The sequence below is a fragment of the Ruegeria sp. BJ3 genome (assembly GCF_056535665.1).
The window spans coordinates 2,389,665-2,411,460 of the sequence record NZ_JBQFIT010000001.1; the positions used below are offsets into that span (position 1 = coordinate 2,389,665).

Below are 21,796 nucleotides of genomic sequence, written 5' to 3' on the forward strand. Positions count from 1 at the left end.
GGCCATGACACATTATGCAGCCATCATGCTCGCCGCCGGGATCGGAGTTCCGATTCTCGCCGCGCTGAATGCGGCGCTCGGAAAACTGATCGGCTCGCCCACCACCGCTGCGGTCATCCTGTTTGCAGTGGCGTTTGGGTCTTCGGCGCTGGTGATGCTGCTGTTCCCCGGAACACAAGCTTTGGCAAAGGTTGCGCAGACCCCGAAACATCTGCTGTTGGGTGGGGTTCTGATTGCCTTCTACGTGCTATCCATTACCCACGTCGCACCGCATTTCGGCGTCGGCAACGCGGTGTTCTTCGTGCTGTTGGGGCAGTTGATCAGCACCGCGGCCATTGACCATTTCGGCCTTTTCGGCGCGCAGGTCACACCGCTGACCCTGATGCGCGCCGGCGGGATCGCGGTGATGGCCGTAGGCGTCGCGATCACTCAGCTGGCCTGAGCACACCCCCGTCCAGCCGCAGCATCCGGTCCATCCGCGCCGCCAGGTCAAGGTTGTGCGTGGCAATCAACGCCGACAGGCCGGACTCGCGCACCAGACCCATCAGCGCGGCAAAGACCTGATCCGAGGTACCTGGGTCCAGATTCCCTGTCGGCTCGTCCGCCAGCAGTACACGCGGTTCATTGGCTAGGGCCCGGCAGAAAGCCACCCGCTGCTGCTCGCCCCCCGACAAAGCTGCCGGGCGGTGGTCGGCACGGTCGGCGACGCCGACACGTCCCAGCAGATCCATCGCGCGGGCCTTGGCCGCCCTGTCGGACACCCCGTTGGCCAATTGCGGAAGCACGACATTTTCCAGCGCGGTGAATTCCGGCAGCAGGTGATGAAACTGATAGACAAAACCCACATCCCGCCGACGCATCGCGGTGCGGGTGCGGTCGCCCTTGCCGGTCGCATCCTGCCCGCCGATTTCGACCGTCCCGAAATCAGGCGTATCCAGAAGACCGGCGATATGCAGAAGGGTCGACTTGCCCGCCCCCGAAGGCGCCACAAGCGCCACCGCCTCGCCCGCCCGCAGCTCCAGATCGGCGCCGCGCAGCACCTGCACCTTGGCGGGCGTGCCTTTCAGATAGGTCTTGGTCAGGCCGGTCAGACGCAAGGTGACATCATTCATATCGCAGCGCCTCGACCGGGTTCAGCCGTGCCGCACGGCGGGCCGGGAAATAGGTGACGAAGAAGGACAGACCCAGCGACAGCCCAACCGCCTTGAGCACGTCCGACAGGTGCAGCTCGGCCGGCAAGGCATAAATGCCCCTTATCGTCGGATCCCAGACGCCGCCGCCCATCACGTAGTTCACGAAAGAGAAGATCGGGTCGATATAGAGAGCGAACAGACAGCCCAGGATGACGCCCATCGCGGTGCCGATGATCCCGGTGAAGGCACCACAGATGAAAAACACCCGCAGGATCGACCCCTCGCTCAGCCCGATAGTGCGCAGGATGCCGATGTCGCGCCCCTTGTTCTTGACCAGCATGATCAGGCCCGAGACGATGTTCATAGCGGCGATCAGCACGAGGATCGACAGGATGATGAACATCACGTTGTCCTCGACCTCAAGCGCGCGCAGAAAGCCGCCTGACGCGTCCTGCCATGTCCAGATCTGCGACCGTTCTCCCGCCGCCTCAAGGATGGGGATCAGGATCGGGTTCAGGTCCTCGGGGCGGTCGACCATCACTTCGATCTCGTCGGCGACGCCCTCGCGGTTGAAAAAACTCTGCGCCTCGGAAAACGGCATGTAGACGCGGGTGCGGTCGATGTCATAGCGCCCGGCCGAAAACACGTAGACGACTTCATAGGCATTCACGCGGGGCGAGGTGCCGAAGGCGGTCTTGACCCCGTTGGGCGAGGTCAGCTTGACCCGATCCCCCACCGTTGCACCGATGGCGCGGGCCACGCCCGAGCCGATGGCGATCCCCTCCTCGAACCGGGACAGGTCGCCGTAGGCCTGATCGCTTTCGGCAATACCGGGCAGGCTGTGCAGGTCATCAGGGCGGATACCGAACACCTCGACCCCGCTGCTGCGATCGCGGTTGGTGATCAGAACTTGCCCCTTGACCAGCGGAGCAGCGCGCTGAACACCCGGCACCTGCGCGATACGTTCGGCCATGGCGTCGAATTCAACGATGGTGCGATCAACCTGCCCTTGCGCGTCCAGTTCGCCGGCCGAGTAGACTGTTACATGAGCGTTGGCCCCAAGAATGGTGCCCACGAATTCGGACCGGAACCCAGACCGGACCGCCAGCGTGGCGATCAGCGCAAAAACAGCCAACGTGATTCCGATCAACGAGATCCAGGTCATCACGCTTACACCGCCTTCGGCACGCCGGGCGCGCAGATAGCGCCAGGCGATCTTCCATTCGAATGCGGCAAAGGGAGGGGGTGTTCTGGCCATTCCTGCTCCGGCAAATCTGTGGTGGGGACATTTTCGGGATTTGGCTGGATGGTCAAGCCGCTTCTGGATGTGCGCGCCCGTTCAACCGGCCAGCGACGCAGTTGCATCCAGCACAGACTGGGTCGTCTCACGATCACTGATCCCTCGCCGTGCCAAGGCCTCGAACAAGCGATCTCGGGTTTCAGGCGTCAGCATGGAAACCGCCCGGTTGTGCAGGCCAAGGCTCAACAGTTCCGGGTCGTCGATCCTGGCGATCAGGCCTTCCAGCTTCTGTTGCGAATAGGTCGGCCAAAGCCCCAGCGCGGTGCTGGGTGCGTCCTCGAACCACGGGCGCAAAGTCAGATCCGACCGGAGGCAATACGCATTCAGCAGCATGAACTCCGAGGGTCTCCGGCGCGACCCGAAGAGCGACTGCACCGAACCGTAGCGTTCGTTGATCTCGTCCAACACCTCCAGCACCAACGACCTGCGCACCGGGAACGGCGTCGAAAACGTCGTGGTCTTCAACGCCTCAATGTCCGAGACAGTGACCTGCAATGCGTCCAGGCTCTGCTGCAGCCAGTTGCGGTGAAAGTCGCTGTTGACCGAAATGAACGGAAGCCGGGCGGCTCCGCCATCCGCAAAGAACTCTGCCTCAGTGAAAGACCGCAGAAACAGGTTTTTGGTGTCCAGAATAACTATCTGCTCCGCCTCGGCGATCCGTGCGGCACCCAGCTTGAGCACCTGCTGCGTGCGGTATCCGTTGTTGCCGCGCCAGCCCCCCTTTCGCACGAAAGGGATACGGTGCCGTCCTTCAATCAGAAGCCGGTCGCCCAGTGAACGCCGGGCGCATTGACCTGCCCCAAGCAGAATGTCATCGCCCCCGACGACCCGAACCTTGGATTGCAAAGGACCGTAGGCCGCCAATATGGGCTCGATACGCGCCCGCAATGCGGTTTCGTCGACGTCATTCAGAACCACATGGATGGAGGCAACCTTGGCCGGATCAGCAAATCGCGCAAAGGAACGCGCCTGCAACTCCAGCAGCGGGTAATCCTTGGAATACACTATCGTGGCAAAACTCAGCACGGTCGGGTTGCCTTTCATAATCACTTGGCGCCGCTGTATCAGCTTCTCGACCGGCCGCCAAATCCGCTTTGCCGTGTTGCCGCAGAATCAGCCGTCGGGCGCAAATTCCAGCAGCGGATGAATTTCGGAAGACGATTACACCGCTGGTTGTGAAGCCCATCACAGACAGGCCCTTATTGTTTCAGGTATGAAGTCAATGTGAGGTTCAGACATTAAACTGAACTTGAAATGCAACATTTTCACAGCAACTTTGTTTCGCATTTTGCTTCTTTTGAGAAATTTTGGCACCCTGATTGTGGGGGAATACATTTTAAAGAGCGGGGGTCGCTCATGAATATTGAAAAGGAAATTGAACAGGTTGGTGCGCCAGCCCCGACGATCACATCTCAGGACATGGATTGCGAAACCGCGGCGTTGCTGCGAGCCGTCATCCGACCGCTGTTTGCCGGTGCGGCCAGTTGGGCCAGTCTTGCCGACACGCTGCGCGAAAAAGGCTATCGCCTGGCATTCCAAAGCGGGCGCATGTGCCTGATGGACCGGACGACCGGCAAACGGCTTTGCGGGTTGCGCTTCCTGGACATCGAATTGAAGGATCTGGTCCGACGTATGGGCCGCCCCGTCGTAGTCGCCCGAGGTGACAGGGCGGATGGGGAACTACTTCGCGCGCGTCCGGCGACGGGCGGGTCCTAGTACCGCCGCCAGAACTGGACGGACCGGCGTAGAGACTTGGCAAGGCCGTGCTTGGCGGCCCGCCGGATCGGCAGTGGCGTTTCCGGGCGCCTCAGCACCTCGATGAGCAGGTTTGCCGGCATATGCCCGCGGCGATAGAACTCCGCGAAATCATCCAGATCCAATCCTTGTGCCGCACGATAATCGGCAAAGAACCGTTGCCAGACTCGGGCATAGTCCTGCCCCGTCGCTTGCTGGTCGCTGGTCTCGCCCCGGTCCCAGAACAATGAAATCGGCTCATCCATCCTTTCGCCGCGATAGCCCCCGGCAACCAGCCGCAGCATCAGGTCATAATCTCCAGCAATGCGGAACTGAGTGTCGTGTCCCCCCAATTCCTGAAAAACATCTCGCCGTAGAAAAACAGAGTTATGGCAAAACGGCATCCGCTGAAGGATGGCTTTGACCGACATCCGTTTTTCCATCTTTTCGCCGCCGTCCGCGGACCGGTGTAAGGTGGACCCAAAAAGATAGTCGGGGCGGGTCGCGGTCAATCGCTCGGCCGCCCGGTTCAGAACATCATCCGCGGCCAACGAGTCGTCGGAATTGAGGAACAGCACGTATTCGCCGCGTGCCGCTTCGACGCCGCGGTTCATCGCGTCGTACAGGCCTTGGTCCGGTTCACTGATCAGCCGCGTGCGCGGAGCGTCGGCGATCAAATCCTGAATGAATTCGACCGTCCCGTCCGTCGATGCTCCGTCCTGAATGATGTGCTCGGAACGGTCGCAGTTCTGTCGCGCCATGCATTCGATGACGCGGCGAAATGTGTCCTGACGCCCTTGGGACAGCAGGTTCCAAGTCGCCGTGATCACCGAGATCAGCGGCGCGTCACCGGTTTCAGACGGAGCGCTCATAGATCTCGGCAATGCGGGTTACGGCGGCCTCGGGGCTCAGCTCTTCGCTTTCGCCCGTGCGGCGGCTGGTCAGTTCGACCACCCCGTTCTTCAACCCGCGCGGGCCGACGGTGATACGCCAGGGCAGGCCGATCAGGTCCATCGTGGCAAACTTGCCCCCTGCCCGCTCGTTGCGGTCGTCATAGAGCGGCTCGAGCCCAAGCGTCGTCAGGGCCTTGTAGATCTTGTCACAGGCCGCGTCGGCCTCGTCATCGCCCTGTTTCAGGTTGACGATGCCGCAGTGGAACGGGGTCACGCCCTCGGGCCAGATGATGCCCTTGTCGTCGTGGCTGGCCTCGATGATCGCACCGATCAGTCGGCTGACGCCGATGCCGTGGCTGCCCATGTGCACCGGAACCTGCTTGCCGTCGGGGCCTTGCACCGTGGCGCCCATCGGCTCGGAATACTTGGTGCCGAAATAGAAGATCTGCCCAACCTCGATGCCACGCGCGCTGCGGCGGCGTTCCTCGGGCACCTGCTGGAACAGGGCCTCGTCATGGGTTTCGTCCGTGCGGGCATAGAGCGAGGTGAACTCCTCCATGATCGCCTGGCACTGGGCCTTGTCGTCATAGTCGATGTCGCGCTCGCCCAGACGGATATCAGTAACCGCGCTGTCATAGAACACCTCGGATTCGCCGGTATCGGCCAACACCAGGAATTCATGCGTGTCGTCACCGCCGATCGGGCCGCTGTCCGCGCGCATCGGGATCGCCTGCAGCCCCATGCGTTCATAGGTGCGCAGATAGCTGACCAGGTGGCGGTTGTAGGCGTGCAGCGCGTCTTCTTTCGTCAGGTCGAAATTGTAGCCGTCCTTCATGTAGAACTCGCGGCCGCGCATCACGCCGAAACGGGGGCGGATCTCGTCGCGGAACTTCCACTGGATCTGGTACAGGGTCAGCGGCAGGTCCTTGTAGCTGCTGACGTGACCGCGGAAGATGTCGGTGACCAGTTCCTCGGCGGTGGGGGTATAGAGCATATCGCGGCCGTGGCGGTCCTGCATACGCAGCATTTCCTGACCGTAATCATCATAACGCCCGGATTCCCGCCACAGATCGGCGGATTGCAGGATCGGCATCTGGATCGGAATGTGCCCGGCGCGGATCTGTTCCTCGTGCACAATGTTTTCCAGCTTGCGCAGCACCTTGAAACCCAGCGGCAGCCACGAATAGATCCCGGCGGCAGCCTGCTTGATCATCCCGGCGCGCAGCATCAGCCGGTGGCTGACGATCTGGGCCTCGGACGGGTTTTCCTTGAGTACGGGCAGAAAGTAACGGCTGAGGCGCATGTTTTTACCTTGCAGGTGAGAATTCCACGGCCACGTGATTATGCGAAAGCCCCGCCGGGGGCAATCGGGCAATGGCGGATTTGCGACCTCAGGTCAGTCGGAATTTTGATTGACCCGCCAATCAGGTCTCGAAACAGTGGGAAAACTTCTGAAGACGAGGCCCCGATGCAGACCATCCGCGAACCCGCCCGAGACATCCCCGTGGTGCACAAGACTGACGTATTGGTGGTGGGCTCTGGCCCGGCAGGGCTGGCCGCGGCGCTTGCTGCCGCGCGCGCCGGGGCCGAGGTCGCTCTGCTGGACCGTTTCGGCTGCATGGGCGGCAATATCACCGCTGTCGGGGTCGAGGGCTTTGCCTGGTACCGGCACGACAAGACCATCGAGGCCGGCGGCATCGGATGGGAGTTCGAGCAACGCGCCAAGGAGATGGGCGCGGCGGTCCCGGAAAGCCAATCGCTGAGCTACGAGTTGGACAGCGAGGGTTTCAAGCTGGTGGCCGACCGGTTGGTGGAAGAGGCCGGTGTCCGCCCGATGCTGCATCGCCAGTTCGTGGCCCCGATCATGGACGGCGACCGGATCACTGGTGTGATATCCGAGTCGAAGGCGGGGCGCGAGGCAATCCTTGCCCGCATCGTGATCGACGCCACGGGTGATGCCGACGTGGCCCACCGTGCCGGCGCACCGACCCGCAAGACCGAGCCGGAACAGATGATGGCGGCCTCGGTCATGTTCCACCTGGCCGGAGTTGACAAGCGCGCCTTCATGGAGGGCGTCAAGGCCGACCCGCAGACCTACAAGGACTGGGGCGGCGGCGGTGAATGGAACATCGAGACCAGCGGCAAAGAGGACAACATGTTCTCGCCCTTCGTCTACAAGCCGTTCCAGCAGGCCATCGACCAAGGCCTCATTCCGGCGCATCTGAACACCATCGCCGGCACCTGGGGCGCAATGCATGACACGGGCGAACTGACCTATATGAACCTGATCCACCTGGCCGGGATCGACGGGACGGACCCGGACAGCCTGACCAGGGGCGAGATCGAGGGCCGCCGCCAGACCATGCTGGCGATTGACGCTCTGCGCCGGTTCATGCCCGGATGCGAAAACGCACGGCTGCGCAACTTCGGCATGACCATCGGCATCCGTGACACCCGCAAGATCGACGCGGTCTACAACATGACCGAGGACGATGTGCGCCATCAGGGCCGGTTCGGCGACACGATCGGCATCTACCCCGAGTTCATCGACGGTTACGGCATCCTGATCCTGCCCACCACCGGGCGCTATATGCAGGTGCCCTACCGCTCGATGCTGCCCAAGGGGGTGCGCGGGCTGCTGGTGGCTGGCCGGTCTCACGGGGCCGACCGCATCGCCCACGCAGCGACACGCAACATGGCCTGCTGCGCGGTGATGGGCCAAGGGGCCGGCATCGCGGCCGCCATCGCACTGAAAAGCAATCAGGAGCTGTCCGAATTGAACCTGACCCCGGTTCATTCCGAATTGGACAGACAAGGCGTGAGGATCCACTGATGGAACGCATCCCGACGATCGACATTGCGCCCTTGATGCAGGAGGCCCACCCTGACCACGGGAAAACCGTTCAGCAGGTTATGGACGCGTGCGCCGGGATAGGTTTCCTTTCGATCATCGGCGCCGGCATCCCGCCAGAGCTGGTCGAGCGGGTCCGGGCTTGCGTTCGCGCTGTTTTCGACGTGGACGAAGCCAGCAAATGGCAGCAGACGATCACCCGCGAGAACTATCGCGGATATATCCCGATGGGGTTCTTCACGCCCAATGACGGGTCGGGACATGCGGACAAGTACGAGGGCTACAAGTTGCACCACGAAGTGGCCGGGGATGCGCCCATCCGCCGGGTTTGCGCGCTTTACGGACCCAACCTCTGGCCCGCAGAGGTACCGGATGCGCAGGGCATCATCCTTGAATACTGGGCGCGATTGGATCAGTTGGCCGACAGCTTGCTGGCCGCGTTGGAGTCCGGGTTGGAACTGCCTGCGGGCAGCCTGCGGAATGCGTTCCGCGACCCGTTGACCAACATGACTTTGCTGCACTACCCGCCGCAAGCCCCGGAAGAGGGCGGCTATGGCATCCACCCCCACAAGGACACTGACGCGTTGACCATCATCGCCCCTGACCCGGTGGGTGGACTGGAGGTCCAGACGCGGGGCGGCGGCTGGATCACTCCCGACTGCCCAACTGGTGGGTTTGTCGTCAACATCGGGGACATGCTCGAGCTCTGGTCCGGTGGCCGCCTGAAATCGACCCCGCACCGCGTGGTCAACCGATCCGGAAAGGAGCGCTACTCTTTTCCCTATTTCGCGGTACCACGGCACGACGTGGTGGTTTCTCCGCTGCTGCCGCCGCTGCCGGGATTTGACCGCCCGTCTGTGCATTGCGGTCACTGGTCCGCCGAGATCTGGCGCACCAACTGGTCCGACGAGACCGCCGCTGAAGACACGCCGGAACTGGGCACTCTGCACGACTGAGACACAAAAACACTGATCCATGAACCGCTTGCATCGCGGGCCTTCATCAGCCAAGAACAGGGGCAACGACGCAGTCAGGAGGCCGCGATGGCGTTGCCGGTTCGGGATCAATTCAGATATTGGGGCATCGCCGCTGCGATATTCATATTGCTGTTGTGGCTGCTGGGCGACGTTCTGCTGCCATTCGTGATCGGCGGCGCAGTGGCTTATTTCCTGGATCCCGTAGCCGACAGGCTGGAGAACATGGGGCTTTCTCGCGCGGCTGCGACGGCGATCATTACCGTCTTCAGCATTCTTGCCTTTGCCTTGATGATCCTGATGGTGGTTCCGGCCCTGATCACTCAGCTGATCGATCTGGTGGACGTACTGCCCAGCCTGTTCCAGGAATTGCGAGCCTTCGTCGAGCGGCAATTCCCGTCGCTGCTGGACCGGGAATCGAACACCCACCAGTTCCTTCTTTCAATGGGCGACACGCTGAAGGGCAAAACAGGCGACATCCTCGAAACGGTCATGGCCTCGGTCGGGTCAGCGGTGAACATCGTGGTCCTTTTGGTGATTGTTCCCGTCGTGGCCGTCTACCTTTTGCTGGATTGGGACCGGATGATCGCCCGGATCAACGATTTACTGCCCCGGGACCATGCGCCGACGATCCGCAAACTGGCGGCAGATATTGACGCTGTGCTTGCCTCGTTCGTGCGCGGCATGGGTACGGTTTGCCTTATCCTGGGTACTTACTACGCCGTTGCCTTGATGATCGTCGGCCTTCAATTCGGCCTGGTGGTCGGTTTCATCGCCGGGTTGGTCACCTTCATTCCCTATCTGGGCGCTTTGATCGGCGGTACGCTGGCTATCGGCCTGGCGCTGTTCCAATTCTGGGGTGACTGGGCTTCGATCGGCCTGGTGGCCGGGATATTCGCCATCGGCCAGGTCGTCGAAGGCAATTTCCTGACCCCCAAGCTGGTTGGTGACTCGGTCGGGCTTCACCCGGTCTGGTTGCTTCTGGCCTTGTCCGTCTTTGGCGCGCTGTTCGGGTTTGTCGGCATGCTGATCGCTGTTCCGGTCGCTGCGGCCTTGGGCGTGCTTGCACGTTTCGGAACTTCGCAATATCTGACAAGTCGCCTGTACACGGGGCGTGACGAGCTGGATCCGGAAAGCGAGTGAATGGCCAAACAGCTGAGCTTTGATCTTCCGGCGATGACTGCGCTGGGGCGCGAGGATTTTTTCGTATCCCCAGCGAATGCGCTGGCCGTCGCGATGATTTCGGCCAATTCATGGCCTGGAAACAAGCTGGTTCTGAGCGGCCCGGCCGGATCGGGCAAAACCCATCTTGCGCATGTCTGGGCCGCCGAGACAGGCGGGCGTATCGTGCAGGCCGCTGATCTGAAACACGAAGATGTTCCCGCACTTGCGCAAAGTCCCGTGGCGGTCGAGGACATCCCCATGATCGCCGGGGATATAGACCAGCAGAAAACCCTGTTTCACCTGCACAATCTCGTTCTGGCCGAGGGGCATGCCCTGCTGATGACCGGGCGCCTTGCTCCCAAATATTGGGAACTGCCGCTGGCCGACCTGCAAAGCCGGGTGGAAGGTGCCCATCATGTGGCGCTTGATCCGCCCGATGATGCCTTGCTGTGCGCGGTTCTGGCCAAGCTGTTCGTCGACCGACAGCTGAACCCGGGGCCGGACGTCATCGCCTACCTCGTCAAGCACATGGATCGCCGGTTTGAAACCGCAGCCGACGTGGTGGCCCAACTTGATCAGGTCGCCTTGGCAGAAAAGCGCGAGATCACACGGACCTTGGCCGTGCGCGTTCTGAACAACGAAATCGACACGGCGGTTTCCGGTGATTGACCCGTGGGGTCCGATTTCGCATCCTGCGCGAGGCAACGTTGGGGAGATCATGGAACAGAGCGCTGCAAGGATCCCGGACTGGGGACCATTCGGAAAACCGCTGTTCGACCATCCGGGAATCCGCGATCTCTCGCGCGTTGGCGTGGTCGATGTCGGGTCGAACTCGGTCCGGATGGTTATCTTTGACGGCGCGGCCCGGTCACCCGCATATTTCTACAACGAAAAGGTCATGTGCGAGCTTGGCGCCGGGCTGTCGGAAACCGGCAGGCTGAACCCGCGCGGTCGCGTACGTGCGCTGGCGGCGCTTCGGCGCTTTGAGCACCTGTCCCGCGATCTTGGCCTTCCCGGACTGCACGTTGTGGCCACCGCCGCCGTGCGCGAGGCGGAAGACGGTCCGGAGTTCTGTCAGGAGGTTCTGGCCGAGACAGGGCTGCATATCTCGGTCATCGACGGCGAGGAAGAGGCCCGATTGTCGGCACAGGGTGTCCTGCTGGGCTGGCCCGGCGCCTACGGCCTGATCTGCGACATCGGTGGTTCGTCCATGGAGCTGGCAGAGATCGGCGGCGGATCGGTCGGACGGTGCGTGTCCTCGTCTCTGGGGCCGCTCAAACTCCGGGATATCAAGGGCGGACGCCGCGCCCGCAAGGCCCACATCAAGGAAACACTCGAGGCGCTGCGTGACCAGATGGGGCCGCAGCGCGACCGACTGTTCCTGGTCGGCGGAAGCTGGCGAGCCTTTGCAAGGTTGGACATGCTGCGCCGCGGATATCCGCTGAACGTGCTGCACGAATACCGCATGACCACCAAGCAGGTGCGCGAAACGATCAAGTTCATCGAAAAGAGCGACCACGAACACCTGCGCTCTCAGGCCGGGGTCTCAAGCTCGCGGATGGCCCTGATTCCCTACGCCATGGACGTGCTGTCGCGGCTGATCCGCACCTTCAAACCCAAAGACATCGCAATATCCAGCTATGGTATCCGCGAGGGCCTGCTGTACGAGCAGATGCCCCAGATTCTGCGGGATTGCGACCCTTTGATCGAGGCCTGCCGGTTCTCGGAACAAAAGGACGCTCGCCTGCCCGGTTTCGGGCCGCATCTTTATGATTTCGTGATGCCGCTGTTCCGGTCCGCCCCTCCGGCCCGAGTTCGGCTGATCAAGGCGGCCTGCCTGCTGCACGATGTCAGCTGGCGCGCCCACCCCGATTATCGGGCCGAGGTCTGTTTCGACAATGTGACTCGCGCCAACCTCGGCGGCCTGAAACACTCGGAACGTGTCTTCATCGGACTTGCCCTGCAGCATCGGTATCGGAACAAGCGAGAGGGCAATCGGTTCGCCCCTCTGTACGAACTGCTGGACGAGCGCGACCAGAAGCAGGCCGAGATTCTGGGAAAAGCCATGCGTTTTGGCGCAATGCTCTGGATGCAGAACGACGCGGCCACCGGAAAGTTGCGGTTCTACCCCAAGAAACGCGAACTGGAGTTTTATCTGCCCAAATCGCTCAGCCCCTTGTTCAACGAAGTGGCCGAGGCAAGGTTCGAGTCACTGGCGAACGCGCTGAAATCACGCCCGATCGTCAAAATCTAGGGCTGATCTGGACTATTAGATATCCGTTGCGCCTTCGTCGTCCTCTTTGGGGGCAACCTCGTCGGGCTGGTCGGGAACGTCCGGTTTCCTGCGGATGATAATGTCGCCATTGGGCAGCATCTCGGGCGCCTCATAGGCGCTCCAATCCTTGACCTTGTCGCCGATCTCGGCAAGGGCCGGGCCCATCTCCTCGATAAAGGACTGCATGGCCGGGCCGAATTGCTCGGCAAGCCCCAGAAGGTCCTCAAGGGCGGGCTCCATTTCCTTTCGCAAGCCCTCGAAGAACAGTTCGGCCCCCTGCTCCATCAGGGACTTACCGCCTTCGTCCTGGGCCGCGGCCGGCGCGGCAAAAAGGGCCGTGGCACCTATCAGCATCAATCGTTTCATGACCTGAAATATAAGGGGCGGGATCAGTTGTTGAAAGGGTCAGATGTCGATGTCCAGCGTCACCGGAAAATGATCTGATGCCGTAACCAGGGCATCGCGCAATTCCGGCACCGTCCAGCAGTGCTCGTCCCGGAACGGGTGCCAAATGCGCCAGACCGGATTGCGGACCCTCAGATCCTCGCTGATCATGATGTAGTCCAGCAGCGCCTCAAGATATTGGCCTTCCTTCGGGCGGGCAAAGCGCGCGGTCGATGGGATCCAACCCGGCCGAGGTCGAAGTGCCTGTGCGGGATGCGGATCGTACAGGCCGGTTTCCAGAAGGATTTCCACCGATGACCGCCCGAAAAGATGTTCGAATTCATCCAATCCCGGCCCGTCATTCAAGTCTCCCAGCAAGATAACTGGTTCAGCAGCGGCCACGTGCGCGCGCACACGGCGCGACAGCCAGACGGCCTGAGCCAACTGCTTGCGTCGGTTCGCGATAGAGATGCGCAAGGCTTCGTCGCGTGATTGGGCTCCGTGCGGCGCCTTGGACTTCAGATGTGCACCGATCAACCGGAACTCGAACCCGGCCCGGGTGCGGACCGCCAGTTCCATGGGGGGTTTTGAAAACCGCACCAGATCCTCGGTCGCGTCAATGTCCAGGTCGATCCGAAACTCGCGGTCAAAGCGTGGAAGATCGTCGGGGTCGTGGCCGCCATCTTGCACTCCTTTTGGGTCGTGCCGGGCGGTCAAGGCATCGGGATCATACAAGAGTGCCAGTTCCTGATGCGTATCGTTGGCGAAACCCATGATCGCATTGGATGTACGCAGATCGAACGTCTCGGCGAAATGCTGCAAGGCGCGCACCGTGTTTTGCGATTTGCCCGTATTCGGCGCCTCGACGATCAGCATGGCGTCGGCGTCGACGGCCGTCAGCACCGTCGCAATGGCCTCGATCTGCTGAGCCTTGGTGACATTGTGCCGCCCCGACCAGCTGTCATCGACAACCAGTTCATCATTGCGGTCGAACAAATTGGCGAACCATTCGATATTGTAGGTCGCCAGACGCATCGCCTCAGACCCGCGCGCCGTTGATTTCATCCCAGGCGCGGTTGATGTCGATCATCTTTTTCTCGGCAAGGCGAATTGCTTCTTCGGGAACACCCCGGGCCATCATCGCATCGGGATGTGTATCACGTACAAGCCTGCGCCAGATTTTTCGGATCTCGGGTAGCGGAGTGTCAGGGGTCACGCCCAGAACGGTGTAAGGATCCTTGGGCGCATCTGGAACGAAGCGCGCACGCAGGGCTTTGAACTGTGCATCAGTCTGGCCGAAAATCCGCGCCACATCCTCCAGAAACTCGTTTTCGTTGGGATGATAGAACCCGTCCGCCATGGCGATGTGAAACAGCCCCTCCATGAGGTCGCACAGAGTGGTGCTGTCTTCGGCGAACATGCGCGCGATCTTGCGTGCGTATTCCCGATACCCGGCCACATCCGTCCGGGCCATGTTGAACACGCGCGCCGCGCCGGCCTCTTCCGCCGGCGGAATGCGAAACACCTCGCGAAACGCGGTCACCTCGTCGCGGGTCACCTGCCCGTCCGCCTTGGCCATCTTTGCGCCCAAAGCGATGACAGCAATCGCGAAGGCCACCGAGCGTTCGGGCGGCGTGCGCAGCTTCTCAAAAACGGCCGTCAGGCTTTCACCTTTGGCAAGCGCACTCAGCGCTTCGGATATGCGGGACCAGATCGACATGGGCGCACACTAGCGCGCCGAGTACGGACTGTCAGGTGCGACCATTCATTCCGGAGCCAGAATTTTCTGCATCAGCACAAGATCCAGCCAACGCCCCCATTTATGACCAACTTCCGGCATTCGGCCGACCGCCTCAAAACCGACCGCCGCATGAAAGGAAATCGCGCCCGGGTTCTCGGCCGAGATTCCAGCGACCAGAACATGCACGCCTTGCGATCGCGCCACCTCCTCCAAGGTTCGGATCAGCGCGCGACCCGCGCCCCGCCCCCGGCCTTCAGAAGCCAGCAGGATGGTGTGTTCCCGGCTGTGCGCATATCCGGGACCCGAGCGAAAACCGCCGTAAGTCGCATATCCCACGACACGGCCGTCAAGCTCGGCAACTTGGAACGCCAGCCCTCGCTCGTCGATATCCCGCGCGATTTCTTCGGGGCTTCGCTCGGTCGTGGTAAACGTGATCAGCGTCTCGCGGATGATCGAATTGGTGATCTCCGCAATTTCAGCCGCATCCCGGGGCAGAGCCGGGCGAATGATCATTCCAGTACCCGCGGTCCGTGCGGCGTTTCAAATTCAGCCCGCAGAGCCGCAGGCCCGGAATCAAAAACTACCCTGTCGAGCGGGCCGAGCAATTGCGCCAAATCCAGCGCGTCCGGGTGAAAGACCACCAGCCGCCGCAGGTGGCAGCCACTGGCCCGCAGCATGCCAGCCGGATGCAAGTCACCTTGCCATTGAATTAAGGCGGGAAACAGGTTGTCGAACGGCAAACGCCCCGATCCCGGCACCGCCATCCTCCACCGCAAGGCACCACGATCAAGTTCATGGATATCGCCTATGTCGATTGAGAATCCATCGACATAGGCCTGCAGATCCGAAACCTGGCAGACCCAGTTGCTGAGCCTCGGCGGCCCCGAGAAACGATCAAGATCAAACCAACGTGGCCGCCCAGGATCGGCGGCGTCCGGGTCAATTGCGATCGCTTCAAGATACAGGCCCTCGTCTAGGCCCAGAAGCTTGTTGTAGGTGCCGAATTTTCCATGTTTGCCACCGGGCACCATCGGAATACCCAAGGCCTGCTCTACATGCGCGACCGCCTCGTCCAAAGTCGACGCGGCCACCGCCAGATGATCAAGCTCCATATTTGTGCCTCCAGCGTCCAAAACCGACCTCATGCCGTCGGATACCATGAAAAGCCTGACTTGGGCACTTCATCTGACACCAAACATCCCCGCGAGCGATGCCCGAGGCTGCAGGCATCGCGCACAAGGGGACAGAAAGCCCCCCAAAGTCACAGTTCAGGCGCGCGCCTCGCGGATCAGGCGCAGAATGTCCTGCGCCGCCTCGGGGATGTTGGTCCCCGGCCCGAAGATGGCCTTGACCCCGTGATCGTACAGGAACTGATAATCCTGCTGGGGGATGACGCCACCACAGATCACGATGATATCCTCGGCGCCAGCCTTCTTCAGTTCTTCCACCAATTGCGGTGCCAGCGTCTTGTGGCCCGCCGCCTGGCTGGAAATGCCAACCACATGCACGTCATTGTCGATCGCGTCCTGCGCGGCCTCGGCCGGGGTCTGGAACAGCGGGCCGACGTCCACGTCGAAACCGATGTCGGCGAAGGCGGTGGCGATCACCTTGGCCCCGCGGTCGTGGCCGTCCTGACCCATCTTCACCACCAGAAGACGCGGGCGGCGGCCCTCTTCCTCGGCAAATTCCTCGATCGATTTCTGGATGGCGGCAAAGCCCTCGTCACCTTCGTAAGCTGCGCCATAGACACCAGCCAGCGTTTTCACTTCGGCCCGATGACGGCCGAATTCCTTTTCCATTGCCATGCTGATCTCTCCTACGGTTGCGCGGGCACGCGCGGCCTCGACGGCGGCTTCCAGCAGGTTGCCCCCCTCTTTCGCGCGCCGGGTCAGTTGGTCCAGCGCAGCCTGACAGGATGCCTCGTCCCGGGTCGCGCGGATACGCTCCAGCCGGGCGATCTGCGCCTCGCGGACAGCCTGGTTGTCGACCTCGAGGATTTCGATCGGGTCTTCCTTTTCCTTGCGGTACTTGTTGACCCCGACGATCACCTCTTCGCCGCGGTCGATCATGGCCTGACGGCGCGCGGCGCTTTCCTCGATCCGTAGCTTGGGCATGCCGCTGGCCACGGCCTTGGTCATGCCGCCCATCTCCTCGACCTCTTCCATCAGGGCCCAGGCTTTTTCGACCAGTTCATTGGTCAGGCTTTCCACATAGTAGGAGCCAGCCAACGGATCGACCACATCGGTAACGCCGGTTTCTTCCTGCAATACCAACTGTGTATTCCGGGCAATGCGGGCCGAGAAATCGGTGGGCAGAGCAATCGCCTCGTCCAGCGCGTTGGTATGCAGCGACTGTGTACCGCCCAGCACCGCGCTCATTGCCTCATATGCCGTGCGGATCACGTTGTTGTAGGGGTCCTGTTCCTGCAACGACACGCCCGAAGTCTGGCAGTGGGTGCGCAGCATCTTCGAGCGGTCCGACTTGGCCCCGAATTCGGTCATCACCCGGTGCCACAGCGTACGCGCGGCGCGCAGCTTGGCGATCTCCATGAAAAAGTTCATGCCGATGGCAAAGAAGAACGACAGACGGCCAGCGAACTTGTCCACGTCCATTCCCGCGTCGATGGCTGCGCGCACATATTCGCGCCCGTCGGCCAGAGTATAGGCCAGTTCCTGCACCAGGTTCGCCCCGGCCTCTTGCATGTGGTAGCCCGAGATCGAGATCGAGTTGAACTTGGGCATCTCGTTCGAGGTATATTCGATGATGTCCGAGATGATCCGCATGGAAGGCTCAGGCGGGTAGATATAGGTGTTGCGGACCATGAATTCCTTCAGAATGTCGTTCTGAATGGTACCCGCAAGAACCGATTTGTCGTGGCCCTGCTCTTCGCCGGTGACGATGAAATTGGCCAGGATCGGAATCACCGCGCCGTTCATCGTCATCGAGACCGAGACCTGATCCAGCGGAATGCCGTCGAACAGGATCTTCATGTCCTCGACGCTGTCGATGGCCACCCCGGCCTTGCCCACATCGCCCACCACGCGCGGGTGGTCGCTGTCATAGCCGCGGTGCGTGGCCAGATCGAAAGCCACCGAAACGCCCTGCTGACCGGCCGCAAGGTTGCGGCGGTAGAAGGCATTCGATTCTTCGGCAGTGGAAAAACCTGCATATTGGCGGATGGTCCACGGACGCCCTGCATACATCGTGGCCTTCACACCGCGTGTGAAAGGCCCGAAGCCGGGCAACGACCCGATATGCGGCAGGTTCTCGATGTCGTCCTGCGTGTACAGCGGCTTGACCTCGATCCCCTCCAGCGTCGTCTTGGAGAGGTCTTCGACAGAGCGCCCACGCAGCTCCTTTTCGGCCAGGGCGCGCCAATCCTTCGTGTTGGTCATAGCGTAATCCTCTTGTCTGTTCCCGTCGCGGGCCCGCATGGCACGCCGAGGGGCTGGGTATGTGTATGAAGGGGCCGACCAGACGCACGGCAGATCCGATCATTCATTTTTTTGATAGTCGCACGCATTTCGCCGGTCGCATTCGCGGCAACTGGGTCTATATTCAAAGGAACAGGAGACCACATGACCCGCACGCTTGCCCTTGTTTTGTCAGCTTTTTTGCCTGTGGCCGCCGTCGCCGCCGACGGTGCGGCCTCGGATGAAACCGCGTATATCCGGCCAGCCGGAGACAGCGATCTGAACGAGTTTCTGTGGACACACCGCCCCATAGTGGTGTTCGCCGATACGCCAGCCGACCCCAGATTCCAGCAGCAGATCGACATGTTGCTGGAGGGCGAAGACATGATGCGTGACCGGGACGTCATCGTTCTGACCGACACCGACCCTTCGGCGCGCTCCCCGATCCGGACGCAACTGCGCCCGCGCGGGTTCGCGATGGTCTTCGTCGACAAGGACGGGGTGGTGAAACTGCGCAAACCCACGCCGTGGAGCGTGCGCGAGATCAGCCGCTCCATCGACAAGACCCCCCTGCGCGAGCGCGAAGTCCGCGAGCGGCGCTGACGACCGCAATCCGCCCGGCGGAGGGGGTCTGCCACGCCCGCCTCATCCGCACCGAAGGTGCAGATGGCGGCCGAACGGGCAAAACCCACATTTTCCGGGCAGGCACACATGGGCGTTATTCGAACTCCATGATCACGTCATCGACGGCCAGGCTGTCGCCCGGACCGGCGTTGATCTTGGAGACAACGCCTCGGCGCTCGGCGCGCAGGATGTTCTCCATCTTCATCGCCTCGACCGTGCACAGCGCCTGACCTTCCTGCACCTCTTGGCCGACCTCGACATCGATCTTCACGATCAGGCCCGGCATCGGGCACAGCAGCATCTTCGAGGTGTCTGGCGGCAGTTTCTCGGGCATCAGCTTGGCCAGTTCGGCAGCGCGCGGCCGGCGCACATGCACCTTCAGGTCCGCCCCCCGGTTACGGATGCGGAACCCGCCCGAGATCTTGCCGACCTTCAGCACAAGCGGGCTGCCGTCCACGTCCAGAACCGCCAACTGGTCACCTGGCGTCCAGTCCGAGCTGACGCGCAGGGCGGCGCCGTCCTCGAACTTGACCGTGGCACCGTCGCGGTCTGCATTCACCTGCACCGTATATTCCTGCCCCTGCAGCGTGACCACCCAACGCTTGCCGACTTTTCGCTCGTGATTGTCCATCCGGCCCGACACACGGGTGCGGCGGATCTCGGCCACCCTGTGCATCGCCGCACACGAGGCCGCGATGCGGCGCAGGTCGCCTTCGGGCAGTTCGACACCGTTGAACCCATCGGGATATTCCTCGGCGATGAAGGCGGTGGTCATATCACCACTGACGAATTTCGGATGATCCATCACCGCCGACAGGAACGGCAGGTTGTGGCCGATGCCTTCGACCTCGAAACTGTCCAGCGCCACGCGCATCGCTTCGATCGCCTGTTCGCGGGTCGGCGCCCAGGTGCACAGCTTGGCGATCATCGGGTCGTAGTACATGCTGATCTCGCCGCCTTCATAGACGCCGGTATCGTTGCGCACGGCTGTCTCGCCACTAGGCGCATCGCCCTGCCATTTGCCGTTTTCCAGCAGCGGCCCCGCGGCCACCTCCTGCGGCGGACGATAGCGGGTCAGCCGCCCGATTGAGGGCAGGAAGTTGCGATAAGGATCCTCGGCATACAGCCGGTTCTCGATCGCCCAGCCGGTCAGCTTTACGTCGTCCTGGGTGATCGACAGCGGCTCGCCTGCGGCGACGCGGATCATCTGTTCGACCAGATCGACACCGGTGATCAGCTCGGTCACCGGGTGTTCCACCTGGAGGCGGGTGTTCATTTCCAGGAAGTAGAAATTCTTGTCGCCATCCACGATGAATTCCACCGTGCCCGCGCTGGCATAGCCCACGGCCTTGGCCAGCGCCACGGCCTGTTCGCCCATCGCGCGGCGGGTCGCCTCGTCGAGGAAGGGCGACGGGGCCTCTTCCACCACTTTCTGGTTGCGGCGCTGGATCGAGCATTCCCGCTCGCCCAGGTAGATGCCGTTGCCATGCGTGTCGCACAGAACCTGAATCTCGATGTGGCGCGGTTGCGTCACGAATTTCTCGATGAAGATCCGGTCATCCCCGAACGAATTCGCTGCCTCGTTCTTCGAGCTTTGAAAACCCTCGCGCGCCTCCTCGTCGTTCCAGGCGATGCGCATGCCTTTGCCGCCCCCGCCGGCGCTGGCCTTGATCATCACCGGATAGCCGATCTGCTGGCTGATCTTCACCGCCTCGTCCGCATCCTCGATCAGGCCCATGTATCCGGGAACGGTGCTGACATCGGCCTCCTGCGCGATCTTCTTCGAGGTGATCTTGTCACCCATGGCTTCGATCGCCCCTTTCGGGGGGCCCACGAACACGACGCCTTCGGCCTCAAGCGCTTCGGCGAATTTCGCGTTTTCGGACAGGAAGCCATAGCCCGGATGCACCGCCTGCGCGCCCGTCTGGCGGATGGCGTCCATCACCTTGTCGATCACGATGTAGGACTGGTTCGCCGGCGGGGGGCCGATGTGAACCGCCTCGTCGGCCATTTCCACATGCAACGCGTGCTTGTCGGCATCCGAGTAGATGGCGACAGTGCCGATTCCCATTTTCCGAGCGGTCTTAATGACCCGACAGGCAATCTCGCCTCGGTTGGCGATCAGGATCTTGTTGAACATGGAACGTCCTCTGTCTTTGTGTTCTGGACAAACGAAAACGCCGCTGCCGGGCTGATGCCCCGCAACGGCGTTCCGTCAAATGATGGCCGGGACGGCGCGCGCCCCGGAAAACCGGTATCAGTTACAGTTGTTTTGCGTCTTGCAATACAGCACGTTGCCGGCCGCACCGACCGCAGCCCCAAGGATCGGGTCCGCGCTGAGAACCGCAGCCCCGACAGCCCCGACACCGCCGCCGAGCAGCGCCTGTTCCCCGGTTGAATCACCGCAGGCTGCCAACCCGCCGCAGGTTGCGAGCGCAAGGAAAACTCGTGAGATTCGCATGTATACTGCCCCTTTTGGTTTCTTGTCGAATTGAACAGCAAATGCCTGAATCGGGCTTTGTTATTCAATATCAAACGGGGTGAAACAGGGCTTTGCGCAGGTTTTTGCCGCCCTGGCTCCGCAGTTCGGGCAAAGAAAAGCGCGGGCAGGTCTGTGTTGGAAACACGGTCCTGCCCGCGGAAGGAAGGGGTACGGAATAGTAGGTGCATGTGCGGCGCAGGCAAAGTCGAGCCGCACGGCCCGTTCACCTTGCACAGCAAAAATGCGGCCGCCAACGGATCAATTGCAACGCCGGAAATTCCGGCTGGAAATTGCCCATTCCCAGAAACGGCGCGCAGGTTCGTGCCGAAAGAGCCCGGTTTGCAACGGGTTCCGGCACAGACTTCAGCCATCACTGGGCGCCGACTGGACCGCATATCCGGTCGCCGCCGGATCGCGCTCCAAGCAGATGAACCCATGATATTTGGCTGAAGGCTCATGCCGAACTATGCCTCCCCACCGAAGATATCGGGGAAGGATTGCCGCGCGGTCTCAAAGTCGATCTTCAGCAACGCATCATAGCTGGCCGGATCGAACGGATCCTCGGCAGGCACGACCTCGCGCCCAAACAGCCAGCTGAGGCGGCCAGCGTCCAGATTTCCGCGTTCAAACGGCTGATCACCGAAATGCTCCCACAGAGCTTCGAGGAATGCCGTATCGGCACGCTTGTCAGCGGCTTTTCGGTCCCGAAAGCGTTCACGGCGGGTCAATGGCGTCACGCCCTTGGGGTTTGCCCGGCGGATCGTGAACTGGAAATCGGTTCCCGGCAGCCGTCCGGGGAAGCCACGGTGCTTCAACATGCCGGCACCT

General features: G+C 61.7%; 22 protein-coding genes. 8 read left to right on the plus strand and 14 right to left on the minus strand.

The features are described from left to right. The first annotated feature begins 4 nt into the window (after positions 1–4). The gene (locus ACR3EL_RS11965; RefSeq protein ID WP_170340233.1) at positions 5–442 is read left to right on the plus strand and encodes a DMT family transporter; all 438 of its coding nucleotides are present in this window, start codon (positions 5–7) and stop codon (positions 440–442) included. On the opposite strand, the gene ACR3EL_RS11970 is transcribed toward ACR3EL_RS11965, so the two are convergent. From ACR3EL_RS11970 to ACR3EL_RS11980, 3 genes are all read right to left on the minus strand, one after another. After that, on the minus strand, positions 426–1,112 hold the full coding sequence (locus ACR3EL_RS11970) for an ABC transporter ATP-binding protein (protein ID WP_480721686.1): 687 nt from the start codon (positions 1,110–1,112) through the stop codon (positions 426–428). The genes ACR3EL_RS11965 and ACR3EL_RS11970 overlap by 17 nt on opposite strands. Then, positions 1,105–2,391 (minus strand): lipoprotein-releasing ABC transporter permease subunit, encoded by a 1,287-nt coding sequence (locus ACR3EL_RS11975; protein WP_480721688.1) that lies wholly within the window; start codon positions 2,389–2,391, stop codon positions 1,105–1,107. Before ACR3EL_RS11975 ends, ACR3EL_RS11970 begins: the two co-directional genes overlap by 8 nt. A gap of 81 nt (positions 2,392–2,472) precedes the next feature. Further along, positions 2,473–3,477 (minus strand): DUF6492 family protein, encoded by a 1,005-nt coding sequence (locus tag ACR3EL_RS11980; RefSeq protein WP_480721690.1) that lies wholly within the window; start codon positions 3,475–3,477, stop codon positions 2,473–2,475. Between the two features lie 312 nt (positions 3,478–3,789). Here ACR3EL_RS11980 and ACR3EL_RS11985 point away from each other — a divergent pair, with 312 nt between their 5' ends. Next, positions 3,790–4,149 carry a hypothetical protein gene (locus ACR3EL_RS11985; protein ID WP_480721693.1) on the plus strand — a complete coding sequence of 120 codons (360 nt, stop codon included), beginning with the start codon at positions 3,790–3,792 and terminating at the stop codon, positions 4,147–4,149. Here the strand turns inward: ACR3EL_RS11985 and ACR3EL_RS11990 are convergent. Both ACR3EL_RS11990 and proS read right to left on the minus strand, forming a co-directional pair. Continuing rightward, positions 4,146–5,039, minus strand: coding sequence for a glycosyltransferase family 2 protein (locus ACR3EL_RS11990; protein ID WP_480721696.1), 894 nt, complete (start codon positions 5,037–5,039; stop codon positions 4,146–4,148). The genes ACR3EL_RS11985 and ACR3EL_RS11990 overlap by 4 nt on opposite strands. Beyond that, positions 5,023–6,363, minus strand: coding sequence for a proline--tRNA ligase (gene proS / locus ACR3EL_RS11995; RefSeq protein WP_480721699.1), 1,341 nt, complete (start codon positions 6,361–6,363; stop codon positions 5,023–5,025). Before proS ends, ACR3EL_RS11990 begins: the two co-directional genes overlap by 17 nt. 165 nt (positions 6,364–6,528) lie before the next feature. On the opposite strand from proS, the gene ACR3EL_RS12000 reads away from it, so the two are divergent. From ACR3EL_RS12000 to ACR3EL_RS12020, 5 genes are all read left to right on the plus strand, one after another. Then, the gene (locus ACR3EL_RS12000) at positions 6,529–7,893 is read left to right on the plus strand and encodes an FAD-dependent oxidoreductase (protein WP_480721701.1); all 1,365 of its coding nucleotides are present in this window, start codon (positions 6,529–6,531) and stop codon (positions 7,891–7,893) included. Further along, the gene (locus tag ACR3EL_RS12005; protein ID WP_480721703.1) at positions 7,893–8,867 is read left to right on the plus strand and encodes an isopenicillin N synthase family dioxygenase; all 975 of its coding nucleotides are present in this window, start codon (positions 7,893–7,895) and stop codon (positions 8,865–8,867) included. The genes ACR3EL_RS12000 and ACR3EL_RS12005 overlap by 1 nt, the downstream gene beginning before the upstream one ends. Before the next feature lie 87 nt (positions 8,868–8,954). Continuing rightward, positions 8,955–10,028: an AI-2E family transporter gene (locus ACR3EL_RS12010; RefSeq protein WP_170340814.1), complete on the plus strand. Its 1,074-nt coding sequence runs from the start codon at positions 8,955–8,957 to the stop codon at positions 10,026–10,028. Then, positions 10,029–10,718, plus strand: coding sequence for an HdaA/DnaA family protein (locus ACR3EL_RS12015; protein WP_170364620.1), 690 nt, complete (start codon positions 10,029–10,031; stop codon positions 10,716–10,718). A 49-nt stretch (positions 10,719–10,767) separates the two neighbouring features. Beyond that, positions 10,768–12,303, plus strand: a complete 1,536-nt coding sequence (locus tag ACR3EL_RS12020; RefSeq protein ID WP_093964790.1) for a Ppx/GppA family phosphatase — start codon at positions 10,768–10,770, stop codon at positions 12,301–12,303. 15 nt (positions 12,304–12,318) lie between these two features. Here ACR3EL_RS12020 and ACR3EL_RS12025 read toward each other — a convergent pair whose 3' ends face one another. The 6 genes from ACR3EL_RS12025 to scpA form a co-directional block, all read right to left on the minus strand. Then, entirely contained in the window at positions 12,319–12,678 is a 360-nt protein-coding gene (locus ACR3EL_RS12025; RefSeq protein WP_480721707.1) for a hypothetical protein, read from the minus strand. A 51-nt stretch (positions 12,679–12,729) separates the two neighbouring features. Next, positions 12,730–13,743, minus strand: a complete 1,014-nt coding sequence (locus ACR3EL_RS12030) for an endonuclease/exonuclease/phosphatase family protein (RefSeq protein ID WP_480722461.1) — start codon at positions 13,741–13,743, stop codon at positions 12,730–12,732. Positions 13,744–13,747: 4 nt separating this feature from the next. Further along, positions 13,748–14,428 (minus strand): TerB family tellurite resistance protein, encoded by a 681-nt coding sequence (locus tag ACR3EL_RS12035; protein WP_480721709.1) that lies wholly within the window; start codon positions 14,426–14,428, stop codon positions 13,748–13,750. A 45-nt stretch (positions 14,429–14,473) separates the two neighbouring features. Beyond that, positions 14,474–14,962 carry a GNAT family N-acetyltransferase gene (locus ACR3EL_RS12040; RefSeq protein ID WP_170340207.1) on the minus strand — a complete coding sequence of 163 codons (489 nt, stop codon included), beginning with the start codon at positions 14,960–14,962 and terminating at the stop codon, positions 14,474–14,476. Continuing rightward, a complete protein-coding gene (locus tag ACR3EL_RS12045; protein WP_170340205.1) occupies positions 14,959–15,561 on the minus strand; it encodes a VOC family protein in 603 nt (200 codons plus the stop codon). The genes ACR3EL_RS12040 and ACR3EL_RS12045 overlap by 4 nt, the downstream gene beginning before the upstream one ends. 156 nt (positions 15,562–15,717) lie before the next feature. Beyond that, positions 15,718–17,883, minus strand: coding sequence for a methylmalonyl-CoA mutase (scpA, locus tag ACR3EL_RS12050; RefSeq protein WP_170340204.1), 2,166 nt, complete (start codon positions 17,881–17,883; stop codon positions 15,718–15,720). Between the two features lie 144 nt (positions 17,884–18,027). Between scpA and ACR3EL_RS12055 the strand changes: the two genes are divergently transcribed. After that, positions 18,028–18,465 (plus strand): DUF4174 domain-containing protein, encoded by a 438-nt coding sequence (locus ACR3EL_RS12055; protein ID WP_170340202.1) that lies wholly within the window; start codon positions 18,028–18,030, stop codon positions 18,463–18,465. Positions 18,466–18,580: 115 nt separating this feature from the next. Here ACR3EL_RS12055 and ACR3EL_RS12060 read toward each other — a convergent pair whose 3' ends face one another. The 3 genes from ACR3EL_RS12060 to ACR3EL_RS12070 form a co-directional block, all read right to left on the minus strand. After that, on the minus strand, positions 18,581–20,626 hold the full coding sequence (locus tag ACR3EL_RS12060; protein ID WP_170340200.1) for an acetyl-CoA carboxylase biotin carboxylase subunit: 2,046 nt from the start codon (positions 20,624–20,626) through the stop codon (positions 18,581–18,583). 117 nt (positions 20,627–20,743) lie between these two features. Beyond that, on the minus strand, positions 20,744–20,947 hold the full coding sequence (locus ACR3EL_RS12065) for a hypothetical protein (protein WP_093964781.1): 204 nt from the start codon (positions 20,945–20,947) through the stop codon (positions 20,744–20,746). Between the two features lie 485 nt (positions 20,948–21,432). Further along, positions 21,433–21,786, minus strand: coding sequence for a hypothetical protein (locus tag ACR3EL_RS12070; protein WP_170340198.1), 354 nt, complete (start codon positions 21,784–21,786; stop codon positions 21,433–21,435). Positions 21,787–21,796: the final 10 nt, after the last annotated feature.